Below are 21,574 nucleotides of genomic sequence, written 5' to 3' on the forward strand. Positions count from 1 at the left end.
AGCGGAGTCCGGCTCTCGGGGTCCGCCGCGACCGGCTCCTCCCACTCGCCGGGGTCAGGCGCCGTCCGCCGCGCCCACCGCGTCGAAGGCAGCCTCCAGCAGCTCCGCGAGGGGGACGCCGCCCTCGGCGCGGGTCCAGGCCTCTCCGGCGCTGTCCCAGCAGGCGACGGCGCACGCGGCCAGGGAACGGGCGCGCACGTCCAGCTCCAGGGCTTCGGCGTGCCCGCGGGAGAGCCGGCGGCGCAGTTCGGGGGCCAGTTGCTCCTGCCAGCGCAGGTGCTTCTCGATGCACCGGGACCGCAGCGAGGGGGTCTCGTACATCATCGTGGAGACGGCCAGCATGCGCTCGTCGCCCTGGACGGCCCCGGCGATGTCCAGCACGACGGCGCGCAGGGCCGCCCACGGCGGCTCGGAGTCGGGGCGCGCCTCCAGTGCCCGCGCGGCCTTCTCGCCCTCCTGCACGAGTTCATCGACCACGATGTCCTCCTTGGTGCCGAAGTAGCGGAAGAAGGACCGCCGGGAGATGCCGGAGGCCCGCGCGATGTCGTCGATCGTGGTCGCGTCGAAGCCCTCGCTCAGGAACAGGCCCATCGCCACGTCGGTGATCTCGGCGTAGGCCGCGCGGCGGGAACGGGTCCACAGGCGCTCGGCGCTCTTCTCTGCTGGTGTCACCACTCGATCGTAACCATATGCCTCCAAGTGCCTAACTGGCATTGAGTGTCAGGTGGGCGTAATGTGTCACACGGTCGAGTGAGAGGGAAGAACATGCAACCGATCGACTACCGCCGACAGACCGTCCTCATCACGGGCGCCAGCTCAGGTATCGGCGCCGAGTTCGCGCGCCGCCTGGCCGCACGCGGCTCCGACGTGGTGCTCGTCGCCCGCCGCCGCGACCGGCTGGAGAAGCTCGCCGGGCAGCTCTCCGAACGGCACGGCGTCACCGCCACCGCCACCGCCATGGACCTGGCCGTGCCCCGAGCCGGGGCCGACCTGGACCGGGAACTGGCCGACCGGGGCATCGAGGTCACCAGCCTCGTCAACAACGCGGGCTTCGCCACCTACGGCCCCTTCCACGAGGAGGATCCCGACCGCCTGGCCGCCGAGATCGCCCTGGACATCACCGGGGTCGTCGACCTCAGCCGCACCTTCATCGGACGCCTGCGCGAGCGCGGCGACGGATTCCTGGTCAACCTCGCCAGCATGGCCGCCTACCAGGCCGCCCCCGCGCTGGCCGTCTACGGAGCCGCCAAGGCGTTCGTCCTCACCTTCACCGAGGCGCTCTGGTACGAGTCGCGCGGCACCGGCCTGCGCGTGCTCGCCCTGTCCCCCGGAGCCACCCAGACCGAGTTCTTCGAGGTCGCCGGGGAGGGAGCCGACGGCGGGATGAGCAGGACGACCCCCGAAACGGTCGTCAGGACCGCGTTGAAGACCCTCGACCGCCGCAATCCGCCGCCCAGCGTGATCGTCGGCCGGCTCAACCGGATCGCCAGCAGCACCACGACCCTGCTCAGCCGCAGGCACGCCACCATGGTCCTGGGATCGATGATGTCCCCCGAGAAGGGCCGTTGACGGTCCCCCGCATACCAGGGAACGGCCCCGCCCCCGACCGCACCGCGCACGCCGGGGCGCGGGATCACCCCTGGGCCGCTCCGCGCCCCGCACCGCCCTGGCGCGCGCGCCGGGCCAGGGCCTCCACCATCGCGGCCCGCGCGGGCTTGGCGTCGTAGCCGGCGTCGAAGGGGGTGGCGGCCGTGTACCCGGGGAACCAGTCGGGGATCCACGAGTGGCCGTCGTCGACGCCCCACACCGTCACCCCCTGGCAGCCCTCCACCTCCAGGCAGGCCTCCACCACGCGCCGGTAGTCGTGGGCCTGCTCATGCAACCGGGCGTCCGTCACCGGCTCGGGGATGCGCACGTCCAACTCGGTGACGGTCACCTCCAGACCCAGGTCGGTGTAGCGCCGCATGTTCTCCGCCAGGTCCTCGGGCACCTGCCCGACGATGAAGTGGCTCTGGAAGCCGATCCCGTGCAGCGGCACCCCCCGCTCCACCAGGTCCGCGATCAGCGTGTAGAAGGCGTCCGCCTTCGCGCCGCCGCCCTCGATGCCGAACTCGTTGACGTACAGGCGCGCCCGCGGGTCGGCCTCGTGCGCCATCCACAGCGCCTCGGCGATGTAGTTCTCGCCCAGGACCCGATACCACAGGTTGTCCCGGATCGCGCCGCCCTGATCGGCCATCGGCTCGTTGATCACGTCCCAGGCGCCGATGCGCCCCTCGTACCGGCCCACCAGGGCGTCGGTGTGCGCACGCACGATCTCGCGCAGCTCGTCGGCCCCGTAGGCGCCCTCCGACAGCCACTGGGGCTGCTGGTTGTGCCACAGCAGCGTGTGCCCCCGCATCCTGAGCCCGTTGCTCTCGGCGAAGTCCACCACCGTGTCCGGGCCGCTCCAGTCGAAGGCGCCGCGCCGGGGCTGCACCGAGTCCCACTTCATGGTGTTCTCCGCGCTCACCGACGTGTAGTTGCCGGTCACCACGTCCCGGTAGGCGGCGTCCTCCCGCAGCGGGGCCACGGCCACGGCCACCCCCAGGTCCACGCCCCGCGCGGAGGCCAGTTCGGGCAGGTCGCCCTCGGTGTGCTCCTGGACGGGCATCGCCAGGACCAGCGCCGCCGTCACCACCAGTGCCACCGCCCCGCACACCACGATGAGGACCACGGCGCCCGCCGACGCCGGGGACCGTCTCCGCAGGGCCCTGTGACTCATTCCCGTCCCCCTCCGACGCGAGCCCGCCTGACGTAGACGACCCTAGGCCCCCGGGCCCCGACCGCGCACGCGAACTGCGGCAATGGCCGGAGGCGGCCGAACGGGAACCCGCGGGTCCTCCCGGTCGTCTCCGCCGCCCCGGACCCCGCGTGCGGCGGTGCACTACGATCGCTGGGGCGAGGACCGACGCCATCGGAGGTATGAGGACATTGGGCGCCTTGGACAGCAGCGATCCGCAGCGGGTCGGCCGCTACCGGCTGATCAACCGCCTGGGCGCCGGCGGGATGGGCCAGGTCTACCTCGGCCGCTCGGCCGCCGGCCGCGCCGTGGCCGTCAAGCGCATCCACCCCCACATGGCCGCCGACCCCTCCTTCCGGGCCCGCTTCGCCCGCGAGGTCACCGCCGCGCGCCAGGTCAGCGGCGCCTTCACCGCCCCCGTCATCGACGCCGGACCCGACGACGAGGTGCCCTGGCTGGTCACCTCCTACGTCCCCTCCCTCCCCCTGGACGAGGCCGTCCGGAACCACGGCCCCCTCCCTGAGGCCAGCGTCCGCGTCCTCGCCGCCGGACTGGCCGAGGCGCTCGCCGAGATCCACCGCGTGGGCCTCATCCACCGCGACCTCAAACCCGGCAACGTCCTGCTGGCCGAGGACGGCCCCCGCGTCATCGACTTCGGCATCGCCCGCGCCACCGACGGCACCGCAGCCACCCAGTCGGTCATCGGCACCCCCGGCTTCATGAGCCCCGAACAGGTCCAGGGCGAGGACCTCACCCCCGCCAGCGACCTGTTCGCCTACGGCGCCGTCCTGGCCTTCGCCGCGACCGGCACCGGCCCCTTCGGCGAGGGCGCCATGCCCACCATGGTCATGCGCGTCATCAGCCAGGAACCGGACCTGAACGCCGTCCCGGAGCCGCTGCGCCACCTGGTCGCCGCCTGCCTGTCCAAGAAGCCCTCCGGCCGTCCCGGCCCGGGCGAGATCCTCGACTACCTCGGCGACGTCCACGGCGGCACCTCGTGGCTGCCGCCCGCGGTGATGGCGGGCGTGCGGGCCCAGGTCACCCGTGTCGACCAGGCCCTGGCCGCCTCCGCCGGGGAGGCCCCCGAGATCGCCGACCAGCGCACCGAGGTGCTCGGAAACGCCGCGCCCACGCCCGGCACGCGCGCGTTCGGCGACGGGGCCACCCGCGTCGCACTCGGCGACGGCGCCGCCGACCCCGGCGGGTACCCCCACACCCGGCGCATGCCCACCGAACCCCCGCCCGCCGCCGCCCACGGCCAGGGCCCCGTCCCCGGCCCCGCCACGGGCGGCCCGGCCTTCCCCGGGACAGGGGCGCAGAGCCCGCCCACCGCCCGCTACGGACCCTCCACCGCCCACCCGCACGCTCCGGAACCCCCCGGGGTGCCCGCCCGCCAGGAGGACCCCTACGCCGACCTGTACGGCGGTCCGCGCACCGCCGCCCCCCGCGGCTACCAGGAGGCCGAGGAACGCGCCCTGGCCGAGCGCCGCATGGCCCAGCAGCGCGAGGAGGACCAGCGCCGCCAGCACGAGGAACAGCTCAGACGCCAGGAGGAGCAGCGCCTGCGCCAGGAGGAGCAGCAGCGCCGCCGCCAGGAGGACCGGCGCCAGCAGGAGGCCGAGCGCGTCCACCGCGAGCGCATGCGCGCCGAGCAGCAGGCCGCCCAGCGCGCCCAGAGCGAGGCCAGGATGGCCCACCAGCCCGGAGTGTGGGGGTTCGTCAAACTGCTCCCGCTGATGGTCCTGCCGCTGGTGCAGATCCCCCTCGGCTACGGCGCCGCGCTGGGGTGGTCGTGGCTGACCGCCCACACCGGCCTGTGGACGGGCGAGCCCTACGACTTCGAGGCGCTGAGCTGGGACTCCTTCTGGCATGCCACCATGCTCGGCTACTTCCTGTTCAACAACCTGGTCTCCGGCGAGTTCCTGGTCCGCTCGCTGCGCACCTCCTTCGTCACCGGCTCGGTGCTCGCCCTCGGCGCGATCGCGGCCACCAACGGCCTGCTCGCCACCTTCGGCTTCTGGTCCTGAGACGGTGGGCGGCGGCCCGCCTTGACCTTCCCCCTGGGGGAAGGTGTCCGCTGGGGGAAGACCACCCGGGAGGCGGGTGGCGACCGAAGGAGGAGACCATGGCGGAATTCACCGTCGAGCGGCGGGCCGAGCGCCCCTGGGTCGGCGTCCCGATGACGGCCGAACTCGCGCACTGGGACCGCGTGAACGCCTGGGTGCCGCGGATCTACGCGGCCCTGGCCCAGGCGGGCGGAGTGCCGCGGGGCGGGCCGATCTACCGCTACCACCGCCTGCGCACCGCCCAGGACCCGATGGACATCACCGTCTGCGTCCCCGTGGCCGAGCGCATGGAGATCGGCGACGGGTTCGACACCGGCGCGATCCCGGCCGGGCGCTACCTGGTCGCGCGCCCGTCCGGCGGCCCGGACGCGCTGGCGCGGACCCACAGCGACATGTGGGAGTGGGCGGGCGTGCAGGGCCTGGAACCGGCGGTCGAGGAGCGGGCCGACGGCATCCACTGGCAGGCGCGCACCGAGCAGTTCCTCACCGATCCGCAGACCGAACCCGACCGCGCCAAGTGGGAGGTCGAGGTCGCCTACCTGCTGCGATGAGCGCCCCCGACGCCCCGCTGCCGATCGGTGAGTTCAGCCGCCTCACGTGGCTCTCACCGAAGGCGCTGCGCCTGTACGAGCGGCGCGGCCTGCTCGTGCCCGACACCGTCGACACCTACACCGGCTACCGCTACTACCGTCGCTCCCAGGCCGAGCGCGCCCGCACGATCGCGCTGCTGCGTCGCGTGGGCATGCCGCTGGAGCGCATCGGCGCGGTCCTGGACGCCGACGGCGACGAGCGGCGCGCACTCCTGGACGCCTACCGGGCCGACGTGGTCCGCGCGCACCAGCGCGCGGTCGCGCTGCTCGACGGCCTGGCGGGCGGCCTCTCCGAGGGCCGCCCGCCCCCCGAGGGGGACCCGCCGAGGGTGTCGGGCCGCGACGTGGCGGCGCAGCCCTTCGTCTCGCGGACCGTGCGCACGACCGTGGCGGACCTGCCCTCGCACATCGAGCGCGCCGCGGCCGGGCTCGCCCAGCGCGCTGGTGCGGCCATGGACAGGTCGCGGCCCCTGGTCGTCGTCTACCACGGCGAGGTGGGCTGGGAGTCGGACGGGCCGGTCGAGGTGCGTGTGCCCGTCACCGACGCGTCGCACGCCGACGGGGTCGAGCCCGCCGGATCGGAGCTGTTCGTCGACGTGCCCTACGGCGAGGTGCAGTTCCCCACCATTCTGCGCTCCTTCGACGCGGTCCGCGGCGCCGCCGCGCGCGACGGGCGCCGCCCGTCCGGGTCGCCGCGCGAGGTCTACCTCGACGGCGACCCCTTCCGGTGCCAGGTCGCGCAGCGCTACGTCCGAGACCTGGACTGACCCGCCGGGCGGCCGGGCTTACCGCAGGGCCGCGCCGTCGCGCACCTCGGCGATCTCCGTGACGCGGTGGTGCACCGGCCGGGAAACGTTCGTGCACGTGGTCGCGCACTCGGGACCTTCGGTGCGGGCCACCGAGACCGTGTACAGGCCGCCGCCGTGGCCCAGCGTCACCCGCACGCCCCCGTCCTCCTCCCGCTCGTCCAGGTGGGTGAGCGCGTCCACGGCCACGGTCCCCAGCCGCGAGCGCAGCGCCGCCTCCGCCGCCTGGCCGGCGGGGGAGTCGGTGCACCGGCCGCGGAAGTGGTCGGGAAGCACTTCGCCGCGTTCGAGGGCCGCCACCGTGCGCACGGCCGAGTCGGGGTCCAGGCGGCCGAAGTAGGCGCCGTGGGGGAGGGCCACCAGGTTGGCCGCGAACCGGTCGCCGCCCACGTGGGTGGTCTCCCACACCTCGGCGGCTCCTCCCTCCAGCGCGGCGGCCACGGGCCGGCCCAGGACCGCGCAGCACGGATCCTTCTTGGCGTGGGTGCACACCAGGTACAGGGTGTGGTCGACGCGGGTGCCGAAGGCGGGCGGCTCCGGGCGCTCCACAGCGGTGACGTCGTAGTCCAGCAGTTCGGCCAGGTCCTCGAACTCCACCATGCGCACCCAGGGGGAGGTGCGGCTGGCGTGGACGTAGTAGGCGCGCCGCGGGCCCCGACCCGTGTTCCCCCGTCCGGGGCGCTTGATGAGCTGCGGTTTGACGTCGTGTCCGGCGATGCGTTCGGCCAGGGCCGAAACCACCTCCCCGTCCAGCCCCGGACTGAAGAACGCCGGGTAGCGCCAGGGGCCGGGGTGCTCGACCAGCAGCCATCCCCGGCTGAGTCCGGCCGTTCCGGCCATCTGCTCACCGGTGTAGCGGGCCAGGGCCGCGCAGCCGCGGCGGCCGTCGGGGGCGGTGGGTAGGCGCACGGGGGTTTCCAATTCGGGTCGCGACAGGGACACGGAGCGCGGAGGTTGCCGGACATGACCACTTCAGTAGAGGTTAGCCTAACCTATCGCCCCCTGTTTCGGTGTGCCCCGACCGGGCCCCGCTCAGGCGGAGGCGCCGCCGTCGCCGGGTGGCAGCCAGCCGTTGGTCCAGCCGCCGCGGGGCGAGCGCAGGAACCCCGCCAGGTCGGCGGGATGCCCTCCTCGGCACCCCAGGGCATGCGCGGCGTCGCAGGGGGCCAGTGGGAGAAGACCGGATCCAGTCCCGCCGCGGCCAGGCGGGCGACGGCCGCCGCCCCGATCCCCGCGCTCCGGCCCGCGCCGGTGGCCAGGGCTGCCGGGCGCGTGTGATCTCGGTCATCGTTCATGGCCGCCCGTCCCCTCCGGCCGCGGCGGATCGGCACGTCGGGGGTTCGCTCCGGGGCCTCGGGCCGCTGCGGCCGCCGTCTCCCTGGTGAAGGGGAGGGGGCCATAACGCATCCGCAACACCACGGACACGTGCACGGCCGCGCACTTGACCCGGTGAACTGCATCACCTAGATTCACGGATGTTCGCTAAATGAACATGTGTTCGCGAATCGCACACCATGATTCGGCGGCACCCTCCCACCTCAGAACCACCTCCCTGGAGCGCCCATGCGTCACCGCCTGCTCGCCCTGGCCGCGGGCACCGCCCTGCTGGCCACCACCGCCTGCGGAGGAAGCCAGGAGCCCTCTTCCTCCGAGGGGAGCGACGAGCTCACCCAGCTCACCGCCGGAGTCATCCCCATCGTCGACGTCGCCCCCGTCTACCTCGGCGTCCAGGAGGGCATCTTCGAAGAGCACGGCATCGACCTGGCCCTGGAGACCAGCGCAGGCGGTGCCGCCATCGTCCCCGGCGTGGTCAGCGGCGAGTTCGACCTGGGCTTCTCCAACGCGGTCTCCCTCATCGTCGCCCGCGAGCAGGGCCTGCCCCTGACCACCCTCACCAACGGCGCCACCAGCACCGGCGAGCAGGGCGCCGACTTCGGCGGCGTGTTCGTCGCCGAGGGCAGCGACATCGAGAGCGCCGCCGACCTGGAGGGCGCCACCGTCGCCATCAACACCCTCAGCAACATCGGCGACACCACCGTGCGCAACTCCGTGCGCGTGGCCGGCGGCGACCCCGCCGACATCGACTTCATCGAACTGCCCTTCCCCGACATGCCCGCAGCCCTGGAGACCGGCCAGGTCGACGCCGTCTGGGCCGTGGAGCCCTTCGGCACCGTCATCCGCCAGGCCGGAGGAGAGCAGATCGCCTCCAACTTCGTCGACACCGACCCCGACCTGAGCGTGGCCGCCTACTTCACCTCCGAGCAGCGCCTGGCCGAGGACCCCGAGCTCTTCGACTCCCTCACCGCCGCCCTGCAGGAGTCCCTGACCTACGCCCAGGACCACCCCGACGCGGTCCGCGAGGTCCTCACCACCTACACCGAGATCGACCAGAGCGTCGTCGACGAGCTCGTCCTGCCCCGCTTCCCCGCGGAGATCGACCGCGACTCCCTCCAGGCGCTGGCCGACCTCATGTTCGAGGACGGACTCATCGACGCCGAGGCCGACCTGGACGGCCTCTACCAGTAGAACCGGCCCGGCCCGCCCGCACCCGGGCGGGCCACCCCCTCCCCATCCACCCACAGGAGAGACCCACCATGACCCCGAAGTCCCTCTCGGTGATCGCCGCCACCGCCGCCCTGGCCCTGGCCGCCACCGCCTGCGGCTCCGCCGAGACCGGCAGTGACGACACCGACGCCGGCGTCGACGGACTCACCCCGGTCAACGTCGGAGTCCTGCCCATCACCGCCGTCGCCCCCATCTACCTCGGCGTCGAACAGGGCATCTTCGAAGACCACGGCATCGACCTGACCATCGAGACCGGAGGCGGCGGCGCCACCACCGTCCCCCGCGTGGTCAGCGGAGAACTCGACTTCGCCTTCGGCAACGTCGTCTCCCTCATGATCGCCCGCGAGCAGGGCCTGCCCCTGACCATGGTCGCCAACGGCATGACCACCACCGGCGAGGCCGACACCGACTACAGCGCCATCGTCGTCCCCGAGGGCAGCGACATCGAGAGCGCCGCCGACCTGGAGGGCGCCACCGTCGCCATCGACAACCTCCGCAACATCGGCGACACCTCCGTGCGCAACTCCGTGCGCGTGGCCGGCGGCGACCCCGCCGACATCGAGTTCATCGAACTCGCCTTCCCCGACATGCCCGCGGCCCTGAGCAACGGCCAGGTCGACGCCGCCTGGGTCGTCGAACCCTTCCTCACCGTCGCCCTCGCCCAGGGCGCCACCCCCGTCGCCTCCAACTTCGCCGAACTCCACCCCGAACTCTCCATCGCCACCTACTTCACCAGCGACGACCTCATCGCCTCCGACCCCGACACCGTCGACGCCTTCACCGAGGCGATGAACGAGTCCCTGCAGTACGCCACCGACAACCCCGACCAGACCGAGGACATCCTCACCACCTACACCGAGATCAACCCCGAGATCATCCCCGACCTGCGCTGGCCGCTCTTCCCCACCGAGATCGACCGCGACGCCCTCCAGACCGTCGCCGACCTCATGGTCCAGGACGGCATCGTCGACTCCCAGCCCGACCTGGACACCCTGATCCGCTAGCACCCGCCACCGCGGCGCGGGCGCCCCGCGCCCGCGCCCCACCCGATCTGGACACGCTGAAGCAGATGACCAAGACAGACACCACCGACGCGGGGCCCCCGCCCGGCGCGCCCGCCCCGCGCGGCCGCACCCGCGGCCCGTCCCGCCCCGGCCTGGGCCGCGCCCTCCTCGGAGCCGCGGGTATCGCCGCCTTCCTCCTGCTGTGGGAGGCCGTACCGCGCCTGGGGCTGGTCTCCGACCGCTACCTGCCGCCCGCCACCGAGGTCCTGGGCGTCCTCGCCCAGCGCGCCACCACACCCGGCTTCTGGGCCGCCGTCGGCGACACCCTCCACGGGTGGGCCCTGGGCCTGGCCATCGCCTTCGCCGCCTCCGTGGTCCTCGGCTTCACCCTGGGCGCCCTGCCCCGCGTGCGCGCCTTCACCACCTCCACGGTCGACTTCCTGCGTCCCATCCCGTCGGTGGCCCTGATCCCGCTGGCCGTACTGCTCTACGGCACCGACATCCGGTCCACGCTGCTCCTGGTCGTCTACGCCTGCTTCTGGCTCATCTACATCCAGGTGCTCTACGGCGTCGCCGACGTCGACCCCGTCGCCGAACAGACCGCCCGCTCCTACGGGCTGGGCCGCCTGGCCCGCATCAGGTACGTCGTGTGGCCCACGACCCTGCCCTACCTCATGACCGGCCTGCGCCTGGCCGCGGCCGTCGCCCTCATCCTGTCCATCACCGCCCAGCTCATCATCGGCACTCCCGGCATCGGCCAGGAGATCGCCATCGCCCAGTCCAGCAACGCCGTCGCCTACGTCTACGCCCTCATCGTCGCCACCGGCATCCTGGGCGTGCTCATCAACATGGGCGTGCGCGTCCTGGAACGGCGCGTCCTGCGCTGGCACACGTCCGTCCGCGGGGAGGCCACCGCATGAGCCAGCCCACCCACACCACCGAGCGCCCCAGCGCCCAGGCACCGGCACACCCGCCCAAGCCCCGGCGCACCACCCCGCTCGCGGCCCGGATCCTGCTGCGCACCGCCCACATCCTGCTGCTGCCCGCGGTCCTCATCGGCCTCTACGCCTACTCCACCGCCACCTCCGGCAGCTACTACACACCCACACCCGACCTCATCGCCGGCGCCTTCGCCGAACTCTGGTTCTCCGAACGCCTGCTCGTCGACGTCATCCCCAGCCTCATCCGCCTACTGACCGGCTTCACCATCGCCGCCGTCGTCGGCGTCTGCCTGGGCGTCGTCCTGGGCATGTCCAAGGGCGTGCGCGCCACCCTCGAACCCGTCCTGGAGTTCCTGCGCGCCATCCCGCCGCCCGTCCTGATCCCGCTGATGATCCTCCTCGTGGGCATCGACGACTCCATGAAGATCCTGGTCATCGTCTCCGGCTGCGTGTGGCCCGTCCTGCTCAACACCGTCGAGGGCGTGCGCGCCGTCGACCCCGTCCTGGCCGACACCGCCCGCTGCTACGGACTGCGCACCACCACCCGCCTGCGCGTGCTCGTCCTGCGCTCGGCCAGCCCCCAGATCATGGCCGGCCTGCGCCTGGCCCTGGCCCTGGCCATCATCCTCATGGTCATCAGCGAGATGTTCGCCAGCTCCAGCGGCCTGGGCTTCGCCATCGTCCAGTTCCAGCGCACCTTCGCCATCCCCGAGATGTGGGCCGGCATGGTCCTGCTCGGACTCATCGGCTTCGCCCTGACCGCCGTCTTCGAACTCGTCGAGGGACGCGTCCTTCGCTGGTACCGCGGCCTGCGCGCCGCCAACCGCGGCGAGTAAGCCAACCACCAAGGAGAACACGACCACCATGCTCAAGGTCACCGGACTGCAGAAGATCTACAACGGGGGAGCCAACGCCGTCGAGGCCGTCCGCGACCTCACCTTCGAACTCGCCGAAGGCGAACTCGTCTGCCTCGTCGGCCCCTCCGGCTGCGGCAAGACCACCCTGCTCAAGTGCATCGCCGGACTCATGCCGCCCACCAGCGGCACCGTCGAACTCGCCGGGGACAGCGTCACCGCACCACCGCCCGACATGGCCGTCGTCTTCCAGGAGTACGGCCGCAGCCTCTTCGCCTGGATGAGCGTGCGCGACAACGTCGAACTGCCGCTCAAGGAGAAGAAGCTCCCCAAGGAGCGCCGCGGGGAACTCGTCGCCCAGTCCCTGGAAGCGGTCGGCCTCACCAAGTTCGCCGACTCCTACCCCTGGCAGCTCTCCGGCGGCATGCAGCAGCGCGTGGCCATCGCCCGCGCCGTCGCCTACGAGCCCAAGGTCCTGCTCATGGACGAGCCCTTCGCCGCCGTCGACGCCCAGACCCGCGCCGACCTCGAAGACCTCATCCGGAACATCTGGCAGCGCCTGGGCGTTACGGTCCTGTTCGTCACCCACGACATCGACGAGGCCGTCTACCTCGGCGAACGCGTCCTCGTCCTGTCCTCCTCGCCCACCGTGGTCCAGGACGACATCACCGTCGACCTGCCCGCCGAACGCGACCAGCTCACCACCCGCCAGGACGAGCGCTTCACCGAACTGCGCGCCCGCGTCTACGCCCAGATCCAGCAGGCCAAGAACAGCGCCGCCCCGGCCGCCGCCCACCACTAGACCAGAAGGAGACACCCACCGTGACACTGCTCGCCGACCGGTTCACCTCGGCCATCTTCACCGGGGCCTGGACCCGGGCCCAGGGCGGCGACGCCCCCGTGGTCTCACCCGCCACCGGAGAGGTCCTCGGACGCACCGGCATCGCCAACGCCGACGACGTCCACCACGCCGCAACCCGCGCCGCCCGCGCCCAGCGCGAGTGGGCCGCCGCCTCCTTCGAGGAGCGCGCCGCCGTCCTGCGCCGCGTCGGCGGCCTCCTGGAAGCCCACGCCGAGGAGATCCAGGGCTGGCTGGGCCGCGAGGGCGGCGCCGCCGCGGGCATGGCCGGATTCCAGGTCCACGTCGCCGCCGCCGAGTGCTTCGAGGCCGCCGCACTGGCCTCCCAGCCCCACGGCGAGATCCTGCGCACCGCCAAACCGCGCCTGAGCTTCTCCCGCCAGGTCCCCGCGGGCGTCGTCGGCGTCATCGCCCCCTTCAACGTCCCCCTCATCCTCGGTATCCGCTCGGTCGCCCCGGCCCTGGCCGTGGGCAACGCCGTCCTGCTCAAGCCCGACCCGCGCACCGCCGTGGGCGGCGGCGCCGTCCTGGCCGAGGCCTTCCGGCAGGCCGGAGTGCCCGAGGGCGTCCTCCAGGTCCTGCCCGGCGGCGCCGACGCCGGCCAGGCCCTGGTCGCCGACCCGCACGTACGCGTCATCTCCTTCACCGGCTCCACCGAGGCCGGCCGCAAGGTCGGCGAGGCCGCCGGACGCCACCTCAAGCGCGCCCACCTGGAACTGGGCGGCAACTCGCCGCTCGTGGTCCTGGACGACGCCGACGTCGACGCCGCCGCCTCCATCGGCGCCTGGGGCTCCTTCCTGCACCAGGGCCAGATCTGCATGACCACCGGCCGCCACCTGGTCCACGACGCCGTCGCCGACGCCTACGCCGAACGCCTGGCCGCCAAGGCCGACGCCCTGACGGTGGGCGACCCCACCCAGGAGGGCACCGCCCTGGGCCCGGTCATCGACACCGGCCAGCGCGACAAGATCCACGCCCTGGTCACCTCCAGCGTCGACGCCGGAGCCCGCCTGCGCGCCGGAGGCACCTACCAGGACCTGTACTACCGGCCCACCGTCCTGGACGGCGTGGACGCCCGCACCCCCGCCTACGCCCAGGAGGTGTTCGGCCCCGTTGCCCCGATCGTGCGCTTCTCCTCGATCGACGAACTGGTCGAACTGGCCAACTCCACCGAGTACGGCCTCTCTCTGGGCGTGCTCACCCGCAACCCGATGCGCGGCATGGAGATCGCCGACCGCATCCCCAGCGGCATCGTCCACATCAACGACCAGACCGTCGACGACGAGGCCGTGGCCCCCTTCGGCGGCGTCGGCGACTCCGGCACCGGCTCCCGCTTCGGCGGCACCCGCGCCAACCTGGAGGCCTTCACCGAGACCCAGTGGGTCACCATGCAGGCCGACCCCGCCCGCTACCCCTTCTAGGGGATCCCCGCGGGGCGCACCGTCCGCGCCCCGCACCACCCGTCCCCGGGCCGCACCCCGCCCGCCACACCTGCGGACACCCCGCTCTAGCGTGGGGCCATGACCACGACCGGCAGCGCACACGACACCCGACCGCGCGCGGGTACCCCTGCCTACCGGCGCACCGTCATCGCCCTCTCCGCCGCCGCCGTGGCCACCTTCGCCCAACTGTGGTCGGTCCAGCCCATCCTGCCCGCCATCGCCGAGGACTTCGCCGCCACCGCCTCCCAGGCGTCCCTGGCCGCCTCCCTGGCCACCGGCGGCCTGGCCGGGTTCTCCCTGGTGTGGAGCGGGGCCGCCGACCGCTTCGGCCGTTCCCCGGTCATCGCCGCCGGACTGCTGGCCGCCGCACTCCTGGGCTGCGCCGCCGCCGTGGCCACCGACCTGCCGGCGCTCCTGGCCCTGCGCACCCTCCAGGGCGCCGCCCTGGGCGGCGTACCAGCCGCCGCCGTCTCCTACCTCACCGAGCAGGTCCACCCCGCGGACGCACCCCGCGCCACCGGCGCCTACATCGCGGCCAACCCGCTGGGCGGCATGGTCGGCCGCCTCCTGGCCGGGTTCGCCACCGAACTGGGCGGATGGCGGTGGGGGATCGCCGCCGACACCGCCCTGGGCCTGGCGTGCCTGGCCGTCTTCGTCCTGGTCCTGCCCCGCACCGCCGAGCCCGCTCAGGCCGCGCCCACCGCGTCCGGCCGGGGCGGACGGCTGCGCGCAGCCCTGACCACCCGCGGACTCCCCGCCCTCTACACCCAGGCCCTGCTGCTCATGGGCGCCTTCATGGCCCTGTACAACCTCCTGGGCTTCCGGCTCCTCCAAGAGCCCTTCGGGCTCTCCCAGGCCGCCGCGTCCCTGCTGTTCCTGGCCTACACCGCCGGCATGGTCAGCTCGGCCGCCGCCGGACCCGCCACCGCCCGCTGGGGCCCCTGGGCCGTCCTGGCCGCCTCCACCGCGATCATGGCCGCCGGGGCCGCGGCCCTGGCCACCGGCTCGCTGGCGCTGCTCCTGGCCGCCCTGCTGGTGATGACCTTCGGGTTCTTCGCCGCCCACTCCACCGCCTCGGCGTGGGTGGGCCGCCGCGCCGGAGCCGCCCGGGCCCAGGCCATGGCGCTGTACACCCTGGCCTACTACCTGGGGGCCGGACTGTTCGGCTGGGCGGGCGGGCTGGTCTACGACCATGCGGGCTGGGCCGGGACGGTCGGCTACTCCACGGCCCTGTGCGCGCTCGCGGCCCTGGCCGGACTGCGCCTGCGCCACCCGCCCGAATAGTTTACTATGAAGATACTTTCTAGTATGAGTCCTTCCGGCCGGGACGGAGAGCAGGAACCATGGACGTGCGCCCCTCGGGCCTCCACCACGTGACCGCCATCGCCGACGACCCCCGCGCCAACGCCGACTTCTACCGCACCGTCCTGGGACTGCGCCTGGTCAAGCGCACCGTCAACTTCGACCGGACCGACACCTACCACCTGTACTACGGCGACCGCGCCGGCAACCCCGGCACCGTCCTCACCTTCTTCTCCTGGCCCGGAGCCCCCCGCGGCCGCCGCGGCGCCGGACAGGCCACCACCACGACCCTCTCCGTCCCCGAGGGCTCCCTGGGATGGTGGGCCGAGCACCTCGCCTCCCTGGGCGTGGCCGCCACCCGCCCCGCCGAACGCGGCGGGGAGGACGTCCTGTCCCTGCACGACCCCGACGGCCTGGCCATCGAACTCGCCGCCAGCCCCGACCACCACGACACCGACCCCTGGGACGGGGGAGCGGTCCCCGCCCAGCACGCCGTCCGCGGCATCCGCTCCGTCACCCTGACCGAGAACGACGCCGAGGCCACCGCCGCCATGCTCGGCGACCGCCTCGGCTTCCGCCTGGAGAGCGAGACCGCCGACCGCCTGCGCCTGCGCACCGGACCCGCCACCGCCGGTACCGGAACCATCGTCGACATCCTGGCCGACCCCTGGGCGGAGAAGGGCACCGTCGCCGTCGGCACCGTCCACCACGTCGCCTACCGCGCCCCCGACACCCCCGTCCAGGACGCCTGGCGCCGCACCCTGGAGGCCGACGGCGTGGACGTCACCGAGATCCGCGACCGCTCCTACTTCACCTCGATCTACTTCGACGAGCCCGGCGGCGCACTGCTGGAGATCGCCACCGACGGCCCCGGCTTCGACGTGGACGAGCCGCTCCTGGAACTGGGCCGGGCCCTGCGCCTGCCGCCGTGGATGCGCCCCCGCCGCGAGGAGATCCTCCGGCACCTGCCCCCGCTCGACCTGGCCGACGAACCGCGCTGAGCGACCCCCGTAAAAGCCGCACACCGCCTCATCTACACTCGAACACCATGCACCGACACCCCATCATCCCCTCTTTGCGGCCCGGTCAGGGCTGACCGTGGACCTCGACATCCTCGGACTGCTCCTCCTCGTGGCCTTCGCCGCCGGATGGGTCGACGCCGTCGTCGGCGGGGGAGGGCTCCTCCTGCTCCCCGCCCTGCTCATCACCAACCCCGCCACACCGCTGGCCACCCTCCTGGGCACCAACAAACTCGGCTCGGTCTTCGGCACCGCCTCCGCCGCCCTCGCCTACGCCCGCAAGGTCAAGATCGACCGCGCCATCGTCGTGCCCACCGCACTCCTGGCCCTGCTCGGCTCCGCCCTGGGCGCCGCCCTGGCCACCGCCCTGACCGCCGACGTCCTCACCCCCGCCATCATGGTCGTCCTCGCCGGAGTCGCCCTCCTGGTGACCCTGCGCCCCCGCATGGGCACCACGCCCCACCCCCACCTGCGCACCCCGGCCCGCGTCCTGGCCGCCATCACCCTGGCCGGAGCCGCCATCAGCTTCTACGACGGCCTCATCGGCCCCGGCACCGGCGTCTTCCTCATCATCGCCCTCACCGCCGTCCTGGGCATGGACTTCGTCTCCGCCTCCGCCTCGGCCAAGATCGTCAACGCCTGCACCAACCTCGGCGCCCTCACCGTCTTCGCCGCCGGCGGCCACATCGACTGGCTCCTGGGACTGGCCCTGGGCGCCTGCACCGTCACCGGCGCCCAGGTCGGCGCCCGCATGGCCCTGGACCGCGGCGCCGGATTCGTCCGAGCCGTCCTGCTCGTGGTCGTCCTCGCCCTCCTCGTGCGCATGGGATGGGACGTCCTGGGCCCCGCGTGACCCGCGTCCCCCGGCACGGCCGACCGCGCCCGACCCCCCGGCACGGCCGACCGGAAGCCCCCTACGCCCCCGACAGCTCCAACCGCAGCACCAACTCGACCAACTCCACCACGACCTCCTTGGCCGAGTCCCGGCTGCGCGCGTCACACAACAGCAGCGGCACCGAATCCTCCACGTCCAACGCCACCCGCACGTCCTTGGCATGGTGCGTGCGCTGGCCGTCGAAGCAGTTCACCGCCACCACGAACGGCACCCGCCGCTCCTCGAAGAAGTCGATCGCGTCGAAGGAGTCCGTCAGGCGCCGCGTGTCCGCCAGCACCACCGCACCCAGCGCCCCCTCGGTCAACTCCTCCCACATGAAGGAGAACCGCCGCTGCCCCGGCGTCCCGAACAGGTACACCACCGTCGACTCGTCCAGCGTGATCCGGCCGAAGTCCAGGGCCACCGTCGTGGTGACCTTCTGCTCCACCCCCTCCAGATCGTCCAGGCCCTCGCTCTCGGAGGTCATCACCTCCTCGGTGTGCAGCGACTCCACCTCGCTCAGCGCCGACACCAGCGTCGTCTTGCCCGCTCCGAAACCGCCCGCCACCACGATCTTCAAAGCGTCGGGAACCGGACCCGGCTCCTCTGAGAGCACCTGCTCCATCCACTCCACCTCACAATTCCCGGATACGCGCCAGCACATGGCGCAACGTGCCCGCGTCCGGCCTGCTCCGGTCCGTCTTCGGGGAATACACCATCAGGTGCCCCTGGTCGGCCAGGTCCGCCAACAGGACCCGCACCACCCCCAGAGCCAGCCCCGACCAGGAGGCCACCTCAGCCACCGACACCGGGCGCACACACAGCGCCAGGATCTGCTCCGCCTCCGGATCCACCTCGGGCGCGGACACCGCCGGAACCGCCGCCACCTGAGTCGTCATACTCAGGTCCGACCGTGACGGCCTGGTCCGGCCCCCCGTCAGCGAGTAGGGCCGAATCAGGTTCGACTCCTCCAACCAGTCCACGGGCCGGTCCGACGGCAGATCCGTCACGACCGACCCCTCCGTCCCCTCGGCAGCGCCGACAGGTGCGGCCCCACCTGCCGCACCAACCGGTTCAGCTCGAACGCCGCCTGGCCCATGTCGCACGAGGACTCGGCGACCAGCGCCAGCGAAGCCCCCTGACCTGCGGCCAGCACGAAGAAGAACGCACTGTCCATCTCCACCACCGTCTGGCGCACCTCACGGGCCCCCAACTGCGTCCTGGCACCACGGGCCAGACTCGCGAACCCCGACGCCATCGCGGCCAGCCGCTCGGCCTCCTCCCTGCTCACCCCCGGAGAGAACGACAGCAGCAGCCCGTCCGACGACAGCAGCAGCGCGTGCCGCGCCCCCGCCACCCGCTGCACCAGATCGCTCAGCAGCCAGTCCAACGTCTTGGCGGCCGACACACCGTCCACGCCGTCCTTGGTCCTGTAGCCGTTCGCCGCGGCATCCGTCGACATCCGCATCACCTTTCCGTCCGCTCGTGGGAACGCGCGTCCTGCGCGCCCCCGTCGTCCTCAGAGCCCTGACCGCCGACGTCCCCGCGCCCGCGCGCGGACCCGGACTGCAAGGCGCTCATCATCGACCGGATCTCCGGTAGCGACCGCTCCGGCTCCTGGGGGCCCTCGACCACCGGCGCGGGCGGCGGTGCCTCCCGGCGCGGTTTGCGCCGCCGCCGGGGCAGGCCCATATGGGTGTCCCCCTCCTCGGCGGGCGGGGACTCCGAGGGGCCGCCGATCTCCTGACGCGGCGCCTCCTGGGGCCGCTCACCGCCGGGCAGCGCTCCGGAGGCCCCGGGCCGCCCCTCGGCCTCCCCGGGGCGGTTCGGCAGCGCACGCACGCGACGGTGCGTCCCGGTGTCCTCCGAGGCGTGCCGATCCGGCTGCACGGTCAGCGCGGCCGAGGGGACCGACACCAGAGCGCGCACCCCGCGCCGGACCCCGGAGTGCAGGGTGACCTCGAAACCGTGCCGTGCCGCGATCGTGGCGGCCACGAACAGGCCGAGCTGCGAGTCCTCGCGCATGTGCGCCAGGTCGAATCGCGGGGGGTCGGCCAGCAGCGCGTTGGCCCCCTCGCGCTGCTCCTCGGTCATCCCCAGGCCCTCGTCCTCGATCTCCAGCGCCAGCGGGAAGCCCCGCCCCGCGCCCGAGGCGCCCCTGACCGTCACCTGGGTCCCCGGCGGGGAGAACGACGCGGCGTTCTCCAGCAGCTCCGCCAGCAGCCGCACCATGTCCGACGCCGCGTCGCCGCGCAGCCACAGATCCGGCACCGAGAGCACCCGTACCCGCGTGTAGTCCTCGATCTCGCCCACCGCGGCGCGCACCACCTCGTGCGCCCGCACCGGATCCATCGGCCTGTGGGCCGGGGCGTCACCGCTCAGCAGCATGAGGTTCTCCGCGTTGCGCCGCATCTGTGTACTGAAGTGGTCGATACGGAAGAGCGCGTCCAGAGTCTTGGGGTCGCTCTCCTCGCGCTCCAGGGAGTCCAGCAGCCCCAGTTGGCGGTGGACCAGAGCCTGGGTGCGCCGGGCGATGTTGCGGAACATGTTCCGCACGCCCGCCCGAACCTGGGCCTCCTCCACGGCCGCGGTCACCGCCGCCCGCTGGGCGTCGTTGAACGCCTCGGCCACGTCGCCGATCTCGTCCTTGCGCTCCACGCGCAGGTGCGGCACCTCGGCGTCCACGTCCACCGCCTCCCCGGCCCGCAGCCGCGCCGTCACCTCCGGAAGCACCACCCGGGCGTGGTCCAGGGTGCGCGAGCGCAGCTCCTGGAGACGACGTCCCACGCGCTGGGTGCCGCGCACGGCCACCACGCTTGAAGCCAGGGCCGCGAACAGGGTGATCGGGCTGCCGATCGCCGCGATCCTGATCAGGTCCGCGGCCTGCGCGTGGGCGAGGCCGACCACGTGCTCCATCTGGACCTGCTCGGCCTCGCGCATGAGCGTGTCGACCTTGGCGGTGGCGTCGTGCCACTCGTCGGCGTCGATGGGCAGGGACCGCAGCTCGCCGGGTCCGGTGCTGACCACGGTGTTCTGGAGCCGGTCGACCGTGCCCACCTCGGTCCGGGTGTTCACACTCAGGTACTCCGCCCGGTCGGAGTCGCTCAGCCCGACCACGACCAGGCCCCAGGTGTACTGCCGGGCACCGGCCGCGGCGGAGAAGCGGGTGTGGTCGGTGGGGCCGAAGGTGTCGGCGGCGTCGGCGTAGGCCACCACTGCGTCCTGCTGGTGGAGCAGTTCGCGGCTGCGCATGAACATCGCCAGTGAGCGCAGTTGGGGGCTCTGCTCGCTCCCGGCCTGGGCGGCCTGCCCGTCCCAGAAGCGCAGCCCGTACTCGATGGTCTCGTCGTAGAAGGCGGCAGCCAGGTCCAGCGACCACGTCCCGCGCGGAAGGCCGTCGATCCGCTCTCGGTGCTGCTCCAGCAGGAGCAGGTACTCCTGGAAGAAGCGGACCTCCGTGGACAGCTCGTCGCCGTCGAAGGCCTCCGTGCTCCGCGCCAGCGCCTCGACGGCCTCATCGGTGTCCCGCCTGGCGTCGTTCAGCAGCGCCGGGGCGGCACTGTTGCGGCCCGCGACCTCCATGGTGGCCAGGCGTTCCTGCTGGAGCCGGTCCACCACCTGGACCACGGATCCGCCGACGTCCTCGGTCAGCGCGGCCGTCGTGTGCAGGCCCCGGATGTCGGGCAGCAGGAGGCTGGTGGCTATGGCCCACAGCACCAGCAGGACCGTGCTGGGCACCAGGACGAGTCCGATCATCCTTGCGCGCAGTGATCGGCGTTTCCAGTTGAGCATGTTCCGCTTCCTGGGGGGAGGGGGAGCGCGTACGGGAGCGTCCGCGAAACGGGGGGGAACGCCCGAAGTATCAGAGAGTGAACCGTCTCACAGGTCGATGCGCAACACCAGAAACAGCCCCACCAGGAGAGGAATCGCTGTATGTGCAGGCCAGTGCACTTTAGTTCGTTTGTAACATCTAAAAAATCTACAACATAAAGGTGGCCGTTGTGTCCTACAGACAGAAACAAGACAATCGCGCGGCTACGCCGCACCGAACACACGAGAGCCCCGTGGCGGCGTGAAATCGACACCACGGGGCGGTACGGTGCCCGAGGACCCGAACGGACCGCAGCCGTTCGACCACCGATTGGCACCCGCAATGGCCCCATCGATCAGGGGAGAGGACCCATGGAACTCACCGACGACCAGATCCGCGAAGGCCTGGACCGCCTCACCGACTGGGAACTCGACCCCGACACCCCCGCCATCCGCCGAACGGTACGCCTGCCCGACTTCCCCGCCGCCATCGCCCTGGTCGACCAGATCGCCCAGGCGGCCGAGCAGGCAGGCCACCACCCCGACATCGACATCCGCTACAACACGCTGCACCTGTCCCTGTGCACCCACGCCGTCGGAGCCCTCACCGACAAGGACATGGCCCTGGCAGCACGCATCGACGAACTCGTCCCCACCACCTGA

General features: G+C 72.7%; 21 protein-coding genes. 14 read left to right on the top strand and 7 right to left on the bottom strand.

Features of this window, described 5'->3' with window-relative positions; all coding sequences use genetic code 11:
- Window positions 1–54: 54 nt before the first annotated feature.
- The gene (locus ACFHWE_RS09455) at window positions 55–672 is read right to left on the bottom strand and encodes a TetR family transcriptional regulator (protein ID WP_416600337.1); all 618 of its coding nucleotides are present in this window, start codon (window positions 670–672) and stop codon (window positions 55–57) included.
- Window positions 673–765: 93 nt separating this feature from the next.
- Here ACFHWE_RS09455 and ACFHWE_RS09460 point away from each other — a divergent pair, with 93 nt between their 5' ends.
- On the top strand, window positions 766–1,569 hold the full coding sequence (locus tag ACFHWE_RS09460; RefSeq protein ID WP_416600339.1) for an SDR family NAD(P)-dependent oxidoreductase: 804 nt from the start codon (window positions 766–768) through the stop codon (window positions 1,567–1,569).
- Between the two features lie 64 nt (window positions 1,570–1,633).
- Here ACFHWE_RS09460 and ACFHWE_RS09465 read toward each other — a convergent pair whose 3' ends face one another.
- Window positions 1,634–2,761, bottom strand: coding sequence for an endo-1,4-beta-xylanase (locus tag ACFHWE_RS09465; RefSeq protein ID WP_416600340.1), 1,128 nt, complete (start codon window positions 2,759–2,761; stop codon window positions 1,634–1,636).
- 218 nt (window positions 2,762–2,979) lie between these two features.
- Here ACFHWE_RS09465 and ACFHWE_RS09470 point away from each other — a divergent pair, with 218 nt between their 5' ends.
- The 3 genes from ACFHWE_RS09470 to ACFHWE_RS09480 all read left to right on the top strand — a co-directional run bounded on the left by ACFHWE_RS09470 (window position 2,980) and on the right by ACFHWE_RS09480 (window position 6,202).
- On the top strand, window positions 2,980–4,806 hold the full coding sequence (locus tag ACFHWE_RS09470) for a serine/threonine protein kinase (RefSeq protein WP_416600341.1): 1,827 nt from the start codon (window positions 2,980–2,982) through the stop codon (window positions 4,804–4,806).
- A gap of 98 nt (window positions 4,807–4,904) precedes the next feature.
- Window positions 4,905–5,396, top strand: coding sequence for a GyrI-like domain-containing protein (locus ACFHWE_RS09475; RefSeq protein ID WP_416600342.1), 492 nt, complete (start codon window positions 4,905–4,907; stop codon window positions 5,394–5,396).
- Window positions 5,393–6,202 carry a MerR family transcriptional regulator gene (locus tag ACFHWE_RS09480; RefSeq protein ID WP_416600343.1) on the top strand — a complete coding sequence of 270 codons (810 nt, stop codon included), beginning with the start codon at window positions 5,393–5,395 and terminating at the stop codon, window positions 6,200–6,202. The genes ACFHWE_RS09475 and ACFHWE_RS09480 overlap by 4 nt, the downstream gene beginning before the upstream one ends.
- An 18-nt stretch (window positions 6,203–6,220) precedes the next feature.
- Here ACFHWE_RS09480 and ACFHWE_RS09485 read toward each other — a convergent pair whose 3' ends face one another.
- Entirely contained in the window at window positions 6,221–7,150 is a 930-nt protein-coding gene (locus ACFHWE_RS09485; protein WP_416600344.1) for a sucrase ferredoxin, read from the bottom strand.
- Window positions 7,151–7,804: 654 nt separating this feature from the next.
- Here ACFHWE_RS09485 and ACFHWE_RS09490 point away from each other — a divergent pair.
- From ACFHWE_RS09490 to ACFHWE_RS09530, 9 genes are all read left to right on the top strand, one after another.
- Window positions 7,805–8,767, top strand: a complete 963-nt coding sequence (locus ACFHWE_RS09490) for an ABC transporter substrate-binding protein (RefSeq protein WP_416600345.1) — start codon at window positions 7,805–7,807, stop codon at window positions 8,765–8,767.
- A 68-nt stretch (window positions 8,768–8,835) separates the two neighbouring features.
- On the top strand, window positions 8,836–9,810 hold the full coding sequence (locus tag ACFHWE_RS09495; protein WP_416600346.1) for an ABC transporter substrate-binding protein: 975 nt from the start codon (window positions 8,836–8,838) through the stop codon (window positions 9,808–9,810).
- Window positions 9,811–9,875: 65 nt separating this feature from the next.
- Entirely contained in the window at window positions 9,876–10,730 is an 855-nt protein-coding gene (locus tag ACFHWE_RS09500; RefSeq protein WP_416600347.1) for an ABC transporter permease, read from the top strand.
- Window positions 10,727–11,587 carry an ABC transporter permease gene (locus ACFHWE_RS09505; protein WP_416600349.1) on the top strand — a complete coding sequence of 287 codons (861 nt, stop codon included), beginning with the start codon at window positions 10,727–10,729 and terminating at the stop codon, window positions 11,585–11,587. Before ACFHWE_RS09500 ends, ACFHWE_RS09505 begins: the two co-directional genes overlap by 4 nt.
- A gap of 28 nt (window positions 11,588–11,615) precedes the next feature.
- The gene (locus ACFHWE_RS09510) at window positions 11,616–12,407 is read left to right on the top strand and encodes an ABC transporter ATP-binding protein (protein WP_416600350.1); all 792 of its coding nucleotides are present in this window, start codon (window positions 11,616–11,618) and stop codon (window positions 12,405–12,407) included.
- Window positions 12,408–12,427: 20 nt separating this feature from the next.
- A complete protein-coding gene (locus ACFHWE_RS09515; protein WP_416600352.1) occupies window positions 12,428–13,885 on the top strand; it encodes an aldehyde dehydrogenase family protein in 1,458 nt (485 codons plus the stop codon).
- 99 nt (window positions 13,886–13,984) lie between these two features.
- Window positions 13,985–15,190 (top strand): MFS transporter, encoded by a 1,206-nt coding sequence (locus ACFHWE_RS09520; protein ID WP_416600353.1) that lies wholly within the window; start codon window positions 13,985–13,987, stop codon window positions 15,188–15,190.
- Window positions 15,191–15,249: 59 nt separating this feature from the next.
- Window positions 15,250–16,209 (top strand): VOC family protein, encoded by a 960-nt coding sequence (locus tag ACFHWE_RS09525; protein WP_416600354.1) that lies wholly within the window; start codon window positions 15,250–15,252, stop codon window positions 16,207–16,209.
- Between the two features lie 97 nt (window positions 16,210–16,306).
- Window positions 16,307–17,080: a sulfite exporter TauE/SafE family protein gene (locus ACFHWE_RS09530; protein ID WP_416600355.1), complete on the top strand. Its 774-nt coding sequence runs from the start codon at window positions 16,307–16,309 to the stop codon at window positions 17,078–17,080.
- Between the two features lie 61 nt (window positions 17,081–17,141).
- Here the strand turns inward: ACFHWE_RS09530 and ACFHWE_RS09535 are convergent, their stop codons facing one another.
- Genes ACFHWE_RS09535 through ACFHWE_RS09550 form a run of 4 tightly spaced genes read right to left on the bottom strand, consistent with a single transcriptional unit; the run spans window position 17,142 to window position 20,893 of the window.
- Window positions 17,142–17,726, bottom strand: coding sequence for a GTP-binding protein (locus ACFHWE_RS09535; protein WP_416600357.1), 585 nt, complete (start codon window positions 17,724–17,726; stop codon window positions 17,142–17,144).
- Window positions 17,727–17,736: 10 nt separating this feature from the next.
- Entirely contained in the window at window positions 17,737–18,111 is a 375-nt protein-coding gene (locus ACFHWE_RS09540; protein ID WP_416600358.1) for a DUF742 domain-containing protein, read from the bottom strand.
- The gene (locus ACFHWE_RS09545; protein WP_416600359.1) at window positions 18,108–18,569 is read right to left on the bottom strand and encodes a roadblock/LC7 domain-containing protein; all 462 of its coding nucleotides are present in this window, start codon (window positions 18,567–18,569) and stop codon (window positions 18,108–18,110) included. Before ACFHWE_RS09545 ends, ACFHWE_RS09540 begins: the two co-directional genes overlap by 4 nt.
- Window positions 18,569–20,893 (bottom strand): nitrate- and nitrite sensing domain-containing protein, encoded by a 2,325-nt coding sequence (locus ACFHWE_RS09550; RefSeq protein ID WP_416600360.1) that lies wholly within the window; start codon window positions 20,891–20,893, stop codon window positions 18,569–18,571. The genes ACFHWE_RS09545 and ACFHWE_RS09550 overlap by 1 nt, the downstream gene beginning before the upstream one ends.
- A gap of 390 nt (window positions 20,894–21,283) precedes the next feature.
- Between ACFHWE_RS09550 and ACFHWE_RS09555 the strand changes: the two genes are divergently transcribed.
- Entirely contained in the window at window positions 21,284–21,574 is a 291-nt protein-coding gene (locus ACFHWE_RS09555; protein ID WP_416600361.1) for a 4a-hydroxytetrahydrobiopterin dehydratase, read from the top strand.

This window comes from Nocardiopsis sp. LOL_012 (genome assembly GCF_048060475.1).
Lineage (GTDB): Bacteria > Actinomycetota > Actinomycetes > Streptosporangiales > Streptosporangiaceae > Nocardiopsis.